The organism is Leptospira alstonii serovar Sichuan str. 79601 (assembly GCF_000347175.1).
Classification (GTDB): domain Bacteria; phylum Spirochaetota; class Leptospiria; order Leptospirales; family Leptospiraceae; genus Leptospira; species Leptospira alstonii.
Genome location: NZ_ANIK01000065.1, coordinates 22,501 through 32,790, shown reverse-complemented (window position 1 = coordinate 32,790; position 10,290 = coordinate 22,501). Strand labels below are relative to the sequence as shown.

Sequence of the window (10,290 nt, the reverse complement as noted above, 5' to 3'; positions counted from 1 at the left end):
CGATTTTTCATGTCAGTATTATCAAAAGCGCATAAAACTCCTTCTCTTACGAAAGAAAACGCCGTAAAAGGCTGGTTTGTAGTGGATGCGGAAGGAAAAACTCTGGGAAGACTCGCTTCCGGGATTGCCGCAAGACTCCGCGGAAAACACAAAGCGACCTTTACTCCCAACCAAGATTGTGGAGACAATGTCATCGTTATCAACGCTTCCAAAGTGAAAGTAACCGGAAACAAGGAAACGCAGAAGATGTATTATCATCACTCTCGTTATCCGGGCGGGATGACTGAAACCGTATTCAAGGACTTGATCGTAAAACAACCGGAAAAGGTAATCTACGAGGCCGTAAAAGGAATGCTTCCCAAAAGCAAACTCGGAGATAAGATGCTCACCCATTGTAAAATTTTCTCGGGCGCTGAACACAACCTCCAGGCGCAAAAACCCGTAAAACTGGAAATCTAAGGAGAACCGATTCAAATGGCACCCGCAAAAGAAATCTGGGCCGTAGGAAGAAGAAAAACCTCCGTTGCCCGCGCAAAAATCAAAGAAGGTTCCGGTAAAATCACCGTAAACCATAAAGATATCAAAGATTATCTTCAAAATCGCAAATCTATCATTGACGAGGCAACTCGTCCTCTGACTCTTCTGAACGTATTGGATAAGTATGATCTTAACTTAAACGTTTCCGGAGGCGGAATCACCGGACAAGTCGGAGCGATTCGTCACGCGCTTGCGAGAGCGATCTGTAGGATCAAACCGGAGTTCCGTCCGGCCGTAAAAAAAGAAGGATTTTTGACAAGAGATCCGAGAATGGTGGAAAGAAAGAAATACGGTCTTCACAAAGCGAGAAGAGGAACTCAGTTCTCCAAACGTTAAGTTTCTTTTTCATTTCATTTCGTTTTTGAAATGCCTGAATCTCTTTCGTCCAGAGTTTCAGGCATTTTTTGATTTTAGAGGTATCATGAAACGCCAATCCGTATCGGAAATCCGTGAAATTTTCTTAAACTACTTTAAAGACAAAGCTCATAGCGTAGTCCCGTCTTCTTCTCTCCTGCCTGCGGGAGATCCCACACTTTTGTTCACCACGGCCGGAATGGTTCAGTTCAAACCGTTTTTTACGGGAGCGGTGGAACTTCCTTATACAAGAGCGACTTCCTGTCAAAAATGTCTTAGAACCACCGACCTCGAAGTGGTCGGAAAAACCGAACGGCATTGTACCTTCTTTGAAATGTTGGGTAACTTCAGTTTTGGGGATTATTTCAAGGAAGAAGCGATAGAATACGCACTCGACTGTTCCGTAAATCATCTCGGTTTTGAGTTGGAAAAGATCTGGGTTACGGTTTATACGGACGACGACGAGGCCGAAAAAATCTGGTTGTCCAAGGGAATTCCTAAAGAGCGCATAACGCGTCTCGGAAAAAAGGACAACTTCTGGGGACCGGCCGGGGACAGCGGAGCTTGCGGGCCCTGTTCCGAGCTCTATCTAGACCGGGGAATTGCAAAAGGTGGACCGGATTGTGCGACCGGCGGAACTTGCAAACCCGGATGCGACTGCGATCGTTTTTTAGAATTTTGGAATATAGTATTCAACCAATTCAATCAGGACACGGAAGGAAACCTCCATCCTCTCAAACAAACCGGGATCGATACGGGCTCGGGTTTGGAACGAGTAGCGCTTCTTTTGCAAGGTGTGGATTCCGTTTACGATACGGATGAGCTTCGTAAAATCATTTCCCACGTCGAAGAATTATCCGGGATTTCCTATACGAACGAAAACAAAATTCCTTCCGGGGCTCAAGTTCAAAAAAATGATACCGATCGGATTTTCGATTCTAGAAAAACAGCATTCCGGGTCGTGACCGATCATATTCGTTCGGTTCTCTTTTCGATCGGAGACGGAATTTATCCGGACAGAACCGGAAGAGGATACGTTATTCGTCGTTTGATCCGCCGCGCGACTTTATTTGGAAGAAAGCTGAACTTTAGAGAACCGTTTCTTTATAAACTCGTGGACAAGGTTGTGGAAATCTACAAAACACGTTATCCGGAATTGGGAAAGAACGCCGCAGCGATCGGGAAAACCATTCTCGCGGAAGAGGAACTCTTCTTAAAAACGCTGGAACTCGGACTTGAAAAAATCGAAGTCCTCGTTGCAAAAACGAAATCGGCAGGATTGACTTTGTTTTCCGGAGCGGATGCGTTCTTACTTTACGGAACCTACGGCTTTCCCGCTGAAATGACCGAAGAAATCGTAGCCGAGCAAGGACTCGATTTCGACAAGAAAGGATTTCAAGAAGAGCTGGAAAAAGATAGACAATTCTCCCGAGAATCTTGGAAGGTTCATAAGGTTTCTCTAATGACCGGATTGACGGTCGATAAGACAGAGTTTTTAGGATATTCTTTTTTATTCGGAAAAGGGAATATTACACATTTATTTTATGAAAACAAACCCGTCCCCTCTTTGAAAGAAGGGCAAACGGGGGCTATCGTTTTAAACAAAACTCCTTTTTATCCGGAAGGAGGAGGGCAGATCGGAGACACCGGATTTTTACGCCAAGGAAAAAACGTATTCAAGGTTTTAGATACACAAAAAGAAAACGATAGTATCATCCATTTCGGAGAGGTTTTGAGCGGAGAATTTTCGGTTTCCGGAGAACTCGAAGCTGAAGTCGAACAAACTCGAAGAGAAAGACTTAGATTTCATCACTCTGGAACCCATCTTTTGAACGGGGCGCTTCGAAGTATATTAGGAGATCATGTTTTACAAAAAGGGTCCGTAGTTTCTCCGGAATATCTCCGTTTCGATTTTTCTCATCCTTCCGCCTTGACTGCGGAAGAAATCCGCAAGATCGAATTTCAGGTCAACGATTCGATCCGAAACGATTTTCCGGTGGAAACCAAGGAACTCGGAATCGACGACGCCAAAAAAACCGGAGCCGTTGCCACCTTCGGTGAAAAATACGGGGATAAGGTCAGAGTCGTTCGGATGGGGGACGCGTCGGTCGAATTCTGCGGAGGAACACACGTTTCCCATACGGGAGAAATCGGTTACTTCTTCATCAAAAAAGAATCTTCTCCCGGAGCCGGAAATCGTCGTATCGAAGGAGTTTGCGGTCCCGCAGTGATCGAAACCTTTCAGAATCGTTTTGCGGAAATCACGGAGTCGGTTCAAAATCTGAACTTAAAAATCAAATCGGAGTTAGGCGGAGAAGGAACAAAACTTCTCGTTACCAACGTCGTTCCCGGTCCCGATGAGATTCGGGAAAAACTCGAGAAAGACGGAGCGACTGCGGTCACGTTTTTCCGGGATCTTTCGGAAAGTATTTCGGCTCAAATCGAAGAAACCGCTTCCTTATTCTTAAAAACAAAAAAGAGTTTGGGTGAAAGAGACTTTGAAAACAACACTTCCGTAATCGAAAAAGTTTTTGCTTCCTCGGTTTCCACCGGTATCGGTAAGATCGTCTCGGCGATTTTCGACGACAAGGATCCGAATTCTTTAAAAGGTCTTTCCGATAATCTCAAAGTCCGTGAAAAAAATCTTCTCGTGATCCTCGGAAGTAAAAACGCGGATAACGCGAGTGTCGTGATCACCTGTTCCTCCGAACTCGTTTCCAAGGGAATTCACTGCGGAAATTTGGTGAAAGCCGCCTGCGAGATGTTAGGTGGAAAGGGCGGAGGAAAACCGGACATGGCCCAAGGCGGCGGCAAGGATAAACAAAACTTGGAACCGGCAATTTCGTCCGTGATCCGATTGGCAAAACAAACTTTAACCGGAGAAAGAGTATGAGCGACCCGTCTTTTGACGTTGTTTCCGAGATTAGCAGACCCGAGTTGACTAACGCGGTGACTCAGGCCCTCGGAGAGATCAAAAATCGTTTTGACTTTAAGGGTTCCAAGTCCGATATCCAACTCGAAGACGAACAGCTCGTTCTCGTTTCGGATAACGAGGCGAAGTTGGAAAGTGTGATCGATGTTCTCGTTTCCAAAATGGCAAAACGCGGAATCGGACTTAAGAATTTCGATTTTAAATCCAAAATCGAACCCGCAACCGGCGGAACCGTTCGGATGAAGGTGAAAATCCGAAAAGGTATGGAAAAGGAACAGACCAAGGAAGTCACTCGAGTCATTAAGGACTCCAAACTCAAGGTAAACGTTACTATCATGGGCGAATCCGTGCGTGTCACCGGTAAGAAAAAAGACGACCTCCAAGAAGTGATTCATCTTTTGAAAAACGCCGATCTTCCCTTCGACGTTCAATTTACGAATTACAAATAAGACGTTTCGAACGTCGGCGGGTTTTCCGTTGGAAACGGCGTGTGAACCTCCGGCTCGAATTTTTTCATCGCTTTTAAAAATCCCTTCTTCTTGACAGAGCGGCTTCCGTCTGTCAAACTTTGTTCCGATAAGGAAACTCAATTTCCGATTTTTACAAAATCGATTTGAACCCGATTTAGAACGAAACGAATACCATGATACCTATGACCCGATTGAAAACGGATAAGGATTTTGCCGAACTTCCGGAAGGAACGTTGGCCGAACTTTTGGAGGGTGAAATATTTATGGTTCCGGCTCCGATTCCAGAACATCAAAGAGTTTCGGGTAAGTTATATACTTGTCTGTTGCAATACGTAGAGCAAAGAAAACTCGGTGAAATTTTCTTTGCTCCGATCGACGTATTCCTCGATGCGCATAACGTGGTTCAACCGGATCTGATTTTTATTTCCAAAGAAAAAAGTTCCATCGTCCGGGAAAAAAGAATCGAGGGAGCTCCCGATTGGATCGCGGAAATTCTTTCGGAAGGAAACGCTTACCACGATCTAAAGACAAAGAAGAAACTCTACGAAAAACACGGAGTTTTGGAATACTGGATCGTCGACCCGATGGAACGCGGCGTCGAGGTTTATCAAAATGGCGAGTCTGGATTTAAACTGATTTCATCCGCAAATTCGGGTAAAATCGCATCCGCGTTGTTAGACGGATTTTCGGTGGAGATCGATCGTCTTTTTTCAAAAGGCAGCGGTTAGTTTTTAACTCCTGAATTTGTCCCTTAAAACGAAGGAATATTTTCTAAAACAAAACGGAAAGGAATGCGGTCAAACCTAGTATGAAAAAAATATTTCTGATCGGTGTTTTGGCAATTTTTGTTTCGTTCGGAATTTTTGCCGAAGATGAAAGTCCAGTAAAATTCAAACTGGAAAAAAGTTTCGGCAATGCCTATCTCTTAAAAATCGTATATCCGTCCAACTACGGAATTCAGAAAGACGCTCCTCATAAAATTCTTTTGAATGCGGGTAACGGCGTGAAGGTGGAAAAGGCCGATTTGACCGTTAAGGGAAAAACTTCGGATAAAAAAAAGGAATATCTCGCTTCCGTTGACCCTATCCCTCTGGTTGTGACGGGCAAGGGAGAATTGGAGATTCACGGAAGGATATACTATTGTAATTTCGATAAGAACATCTGCATTCCCGGTAAGATCCGGCAGGTCGAGACGATTCCATGACGTTTTTTGCGGACCTTTTTATGGCTCGGCATCCGGGAACTACTGGGTTTTACACAATAAAACGCAAGTGTTCCGACAAGAATAGAGTTTTTTACTTGCAAAAAGTATGATTTTCTGATAGAGAAAAACCTCCCTAATCTTCCACCCAAAATCAAGGGTGGGGCCGATTTTTCACGGAGGGATTGTCGTATCTCCGACAGATTTATCTTGAGATCCAAGTAATTTGTGGGTAACGTATCGTTCCTATGGGTGCTCGACGCCATTTGGAACGGGTGGAACTATATCCAAAAGCGCGACTAACGTTTTAAGTGCGTTTTCAAATCCGGAGAACTGACTTGAAATAAAAAGTAGAATTTGCCCTGGATGGAACCGGAAGATTTTACGACCTTACCTTTGGACTCGACCAGTTCTTTGATAAGGGCCTTGTCTGCGGAACGAAACTTATCCCCTTTTTCCGCAATGAGAAGATTGATCGCTCTTTTACGCGCCAAGTCTTGGGCGACGTCCGCGTTCCCTTCCAAAGCGGAAACGACTACTTGAAACGTATCCGAGTTTAAAAACCCTTCCGCCGCCTTAATGAACTCGTCCGCGGAACTTTCGTTGGATTCTTCCATTACCGTTGTCGCGGTCTTTTTAGGATGCTCCTCTTTGCGCTCGGGAGAAGGGGCGGATGAACACCGAACCGTTAACAGTAATAATACGACGATCAATGGATTCGATTTCATGGAACCTCCGGAGCTTCTTCTTTTGAGACGGGTTTGAATCCCCTGGCAATCACGTTCGAATACAAATCTTTCTGAATATTTCTATAAATGAAAGTACAATTCGCCGCATCGGTATAGTCTTCTCGAAAAAGAAACAGTGAATTTAAAAACCAAGCGAACGCTCCCCTGTAAACCAAAATGTCCTGCGTTAAAAGTTTCTCTTTTTTTTCTTTGTCTTTCTCCGTCATTCTCGAATCGGGAGTCAAAGGTGTCGTCGCGGAAGTCGGATTAGCATTTGCGGGTTGATTGGATGTCATTGTGTTTGTAGTTCCGGAGACGGCGATACTTCCCGGAACCGAGGAAGCCGAAGTAGTATTTGAGATCTGGCCCGGAAGAGCGGGAGGAGAACTACTCGTTAAATCCGGAGGAAGCCTTCCCCTAAAAATTCCTTCGTTCGCACGGATTTCTTGGAGAAGGATGGAGACCGCAATCTCGTCCCTTTTTGTCTCCGCGATTTTTCTACATTGACTTCTGAGTTCCTTAATTCCCGCATCCTTTGCGGGAAGAGGAACCTTGACTAAAATCTGAAAGAATTCCCTGGAAATAAAACCCGTGTCTCGAACGTTTTCAAGAACCTTTTGTCTGTATTCCGGATCTGCGGGAACACATACAAAGTGGAGGAATGAAATCGGAATCGACAAAAATAAAAAGCAGATCCGCCGCATGAGACAAACGTTTTCCAATCAACCGGAAAAGGAAGCAGGATTTTTCCGGGAACTTTCTGGACACCAGGTCCTAAAGAGGAAAGACTGTAAGCTATGCGTTTCATAAAACCGATTCTTAGACTTTTTACGGCTCGTCTCAATATCAAAAGTCGTAATGTTCTTATGATTTTTGGAATCTGCGTCTGTCTTTCGAACGTTTCTCTCTACGCGGACGCCGCGATTTTTTCCGGACTTAAGAAGTCCCTGGAGGAAAAGACGAGAACCTTTCGGATGGACAACGGACTCCGAGTTCTTATGATGAAACGGGAAGATTCTCCCACCATCGCCGTTTATACGAAATTTTTAGTGGGTTCCGCTGATGAAACCCCTGAGATCGCGGGCACGGCGCATCTCTTGGAGCACATGCTCTTTAAGGGAACGAAAAACATAGGAACCGCGAACTACGAAAAAGAAAAACCTTACTTGGAACAAATCGCCGTCTGGGGAAAACGATTGGATTCCCTTCGTATTCGGGAATTGGAAATTAAATCCAAAGGCGAAGAGCCGTCCCCGGAATTGAAGAATCAAATCGAAGTCCTTAAAAGAAGGTTTTCCGTTTTACTCGAACTCCATCATAAATTCGTAATATCCAACGAAGACAACTACATATATTCCAGAAACGGAGGAGTGGGATTCAACGCCTATACTTCGAACGACGTCACGAACTATCAGATTCTTCTTCCCGCAAATCGTTTGGAAATTTGGGCCAAACTCGAATCGGATCGACTGAAAAATCCTATATTAAGGGAATATTATACGGAAAGGGAAGTCGTTTTGGAAGAAAGAAGAATGCGCGTCGAAAACAGAGGGATGGGAATCCTGAGAGAAAAGTATATGGACGCCGCGTTTCCGGAAGGTCATCCGTATCGAATGCCTGTGATCGGTTACGAAAAGAACTTAGGTTTTTTGGATTTGGAAAAGACGGAAACGTTTTTTAAAAACTACTACGATCCGCAAAGAATGGTGATCGCGGTCGTGGGTTCTTTGGACTTTGAGAGGACCGAAAAAATTCTCCGTAATTATTTCGGAGATTTAAAAAAAGGAAATCCGCAAACCTTAAAAAAAGTCGCCGAGGCCGGATGGTCCGGACCTAAATTCGTATCCGTGGTTCATCCGAGTACACCTTCTAAGATCGTCGGCTTTAACAAACCCGCCTTTCCTCATCCCGACGACGCTGTGTTCAGCGTGATCGATACCTTACTCGCGGAGGGAGAATCGGGCAGACTTTTCAAAAAGTTGGTCTTGGAAGAACAGATCGCCCAGGGAGTGTATTGTTGGAACGGAGATCCCGGAGACAGACTCTCCAACTTATTTTCGATCTACATCACCAACAATCAAAACGCGGATCAAAAGAAAGTGGAAAACCTCGTTCAAGAAGAATTGGACCGATTGAAAACGGAACTCATCACTTCGGAGGAATTGTTTAAGATCAAAAATCAGATCTTAGGCGGTTACTTGCGCGCCTTGGACGATAACGGAAAATTGGCGGACGTCCTTTCCCTCTATCAGCTGTTATACGGAGATTGGAAAGAGCTCTTAAAAGGTTACGAGGAATTGGACACGGTAACGCCCGAGGACGTACGAAGAGTCGCAAGAAAATATTTCGTGCCGGAAAACAGGACGATCGCGGAACTGAATCCGCCCGCAAAGGAAACGAAAGGTTCCGGAAACTAAGATGAAGAACTTTCAGAGAGTTATGATCGATAAAACATACAACTTACATAAAAACTCGCCTTTCGGTCCGCAAACGGGAATGAAATCGAATTCAACGAGATCGGTTGGAAAAGTAAGAACTTCTTATATAAGAATATTCTGCTATTCTCTTCTTATTTGGATAGTCGGAAACGTTTCTCTCGGAGCGGCTCCGGGAGATTTCGTAAAGGACGTAAAAATTCCTCCGTTAAGTTTCGAGTTTCCGGAAGTTCAGGTGTTCGGCTCCGGAAAAGGAACGGAAGTTTATTTTTTACCCGGAGAAGAATTTCCTCTCCGAAATTTGGAGATTCATATCTACGCGGGAGTTTTGTCCAATCCTCGTCTTCCGCCGGAAGTTCCCGAATTGTTCGTCCAAGCCTGGAAACACGGCGGGATTCCTTCCGCGCCTGGAAGTCGATTTATAGAAACCCTGGAAGGTTACGGAGCCAAAATCGATACGGACGCGAATTCCGAAAAAATCGTATTCACGATTTCTTATCTTTCCCGATTCGAAAAGGAAGTCCTTCCCTTGATCCGAGAATTTATGGAGACTCCTTTGTTAAGCGAAGAGGGATTTACGATCGCAAAACTGAACCTGGAAGAATCGATCAAAAGGAGAAACGACAAAATCCCGGACATCGCCTATCGTAAAACGGCCGAACTCGTGTATAAGGGAACGGTTCTCGGTAAAAGCGCCGAGTTGGATTCTCTCTCAAAAATTAAATCCGGGGATATCCGGGAATATTTCGATAAAACCGTATCTACTTCGAGAAGAATCGTTTTGTTGACCGGGGATCTTTCCAGAAAAGAGGCCGAACCTTTGATCGTTTCCCTTTTGCCGACGAGAGAAAACGTTCAAAGCGAGACTAACGTTCCGATCGACGCGAAAACCCTCAAAAAGAATTTGGATTCCCTTTCCTTTCAAATTTTGGGCGTCGATAAGGAAGCGACTCAGAGTATCGTGATGATGGCCGGGATTCTTCCCGCCCACAAAGATCCGGATTTTTACGCGATTCAACTCGTGAACTACATAGTCGGAGGCGGTGGTTTCAGTTCGTATTTTATGCAGAAGATCCGTTCCGATCGGGGGCTCGCGTATTCTTCCGGAAGTTCCGCGTATTTCGAAAAGGATTACGGGGTCGTTTACTTTACGACTCAGACAAAAACCTCCACGACCAAGGAAGTCTACGATCTGATGCGTGAAATCTTAAGCGAGAAAACGATTTCCGAGATCACGGAAGGGGAATTGGAATCGGCGAAACAATCCATCGTCAATCGTTTCATCTTTCAATTCGAGGATAAGATGGGAATTCTACACAACTTTCTTCGGTTTAAAGAACACGATATGCCCGCCGACTATCTTAAAACGTACCGGGATAAGATCCAAGCGGTCACGTTAGGCGACATCAAACGGGTGGGAAAAAAATACTTCGTAAACTCTTCCGTTAAAACGATCCTGACGGGGCCGAAGGACATTACGAAAGGATTGAAGGAAACCGTTAAACACATCCTCCCGGAAGAAAGGATTCCTTAGTGTATTGTAAGTTTCAGCACAAACAGTATCAATTCGAAGGAATTTCGGAAGGGGGAATCCGCACTTCCCTTTATCTTCCTTCCTTGAGTTTGATGTTCG

General features: G+C 44.8%; 11 protein-coding genes (1 of these 11 only partly in view). 9 read left to right on the top strand and 2 right to left on the bottom strand.

Annotated elements, in window-relative coordinates; genetic code table 11:
* Positions 1-9 precede the first annotated feature (9 nt).
* The 6 genes from rplM (at position 10) to mpl17 (ending at position 5,497) form a co-directional block, all read left to right on the top strand.
* Positions 10-459 carry a 50S ribosomal protein L13 gene (gene rplM / locus LEP1GSC194_RS13735; protein ID WP_020774124.1) on the top strand — a complete coding sequence of 150 codons (450 nt, stop codon included), beginning with the start codon at positions 10-12 and terminating at the stop codon, positions 457-459.
* Between the two features lie 15 nt (positions 460-474).
* Positions 475-873 carry a 30S ribosomal protein S9 gene (rpsI, locus tag LEP1GSC194_RS13730; RefSeq protein ID WP_017809865.1) on the top strand — a complete coding sequence of 133 codons (399 nt, stop codon included), beginning with the start codon at positions 475-477 and terminating at the stop codon, positions 871-873.
* Positions 874-958: 85 nt separating this feature from the next.
* Positions 959-3,784, top strand: a complete 2,826-nt coding sequence (alaS, locus tag LEP1GSC194_RS13725; protein WP_020774133.1) for an alanine--tRNA ligase — start codon at positions 959-961, stop codon at positions 3,782-3,784.
* A complete protein-coding gene (locus tag LEP1GSC194_RS13720; protein WP_017807795.1) occupies positions 3,781-4,272 on the top strand; it encodes a YajQ family cyclic di-GMP-binding protein in 492 nt (163 codons plus the stop codon). The genes alaS and LEP1GSC194_RS13720 overlap by 4 nt, the downstream gene beginning before the upstream one ends.
* A gap of 197 nt (positions 4,273-4,469) precedes the next feature.
* Positions 4,470-5,021: a Uma2 family endonuclease gene (locus tag LEP1GSC194_RS13715; protein ID WP_036042909.1), complete on the top strand. Its 552-nt coding sequence runs from the start codon at positions 4,470-4,472 to the stop codon at positions 5,019-5,021.
* A gap of 80 nt (positions 5,022-5,101) precedes the next feature.
* Positions 5,102-5,497, top strand: coding sequence for a cell surface protein MPL17 (gene mpl17, locus LEP1GSC194_RS13710; protein ID WP_020774163.1), 396 nt, complete (start codon positions 5,102-5,104; stop codon positions 5,495-5,497).
* Positions 5,498-5,793: 296 nt separating this feature from the next.
* Here mpl17 and LEP1GSC194_RS13705 read toward each other — a convergent pair whose 3' ends face one another.
* Entirely contained in the window at positions 5,794-6,222 is a 429-nt protein-coding gene (locus LEP1GSC194_RS13705) for a lipoprotein (RefSeq protein ID WP_020774164.1), read from the bottom strand.
* Positions 6,219-6,926 carry a hypothetical protein gene (locus LEP1GSC194_RS13700; RefSeq protein WP_020774142.1) on the bottom strand — a complete coding sequence of 236 codons (708 nt, stop codon included), beginning with the start codon at positions 6,924-6,926 and terminating at the stop codon, positions 6,219-6,221. The genes LEP1GSC194_RS13705 and LEP1GSC194_RS13700 overlap by 4 nt, the downstream gene beginning before the upstream one ends.
* A 93-nt stretch (positions 6,927-7,019) precedes the next feature.
* On the opposite strand from LEP1GSC194_RS13700, the gene LEP1GSC194_RS13695 reads away from it, so the two are divergent.
* The 3 genes in view from LEP1GSC194_RS13695 to LEP1GSC194_RS13685 are tightly spaced (at most 1 nt apart) and all read left to right on the top strand, a layout consistent with a single transcriptional unit that may run on beyond the window.
* Entirely contained in the window at positions 7,020-8,639 is a 1,620-nt protein-coding gene (locus LEP1GSC194_RS13695) for a M16 family metallopeptidase (protein WP_020774169.1), read from the top strand.
* A 1-nt stretch (position 8,640) separates the two neighbouring features.
* Positions 8,641-10,191, top strand: a complete 1,551-nt coding sequence (locus LEP1GSC194_RS13690) for a M16 family metallopeptidase (protein WP_020774141.1) — start codon at positions 8,641-8,643, stop codon at positions 10,189-10,191.
* Positions 10,191-10,290, top strand: partial view of an MBL fold metallo-hydrolase gene (locus LEP1GSC194_RS13685; protein ID WP_020774132.1) — the beginning only. It continues 728 nt past the right edge of the window; only the first 100 of its 828 coding nucleotides appear in the window; its start codon is at positions 10,191-10,193; its stop codon lies off the right edge, out of view. The genes LEP1GSC194_RS13690 and LEP1GSC194_RS13685 overlap by 1 nt, the downstream gene beginning before the upstream one ends.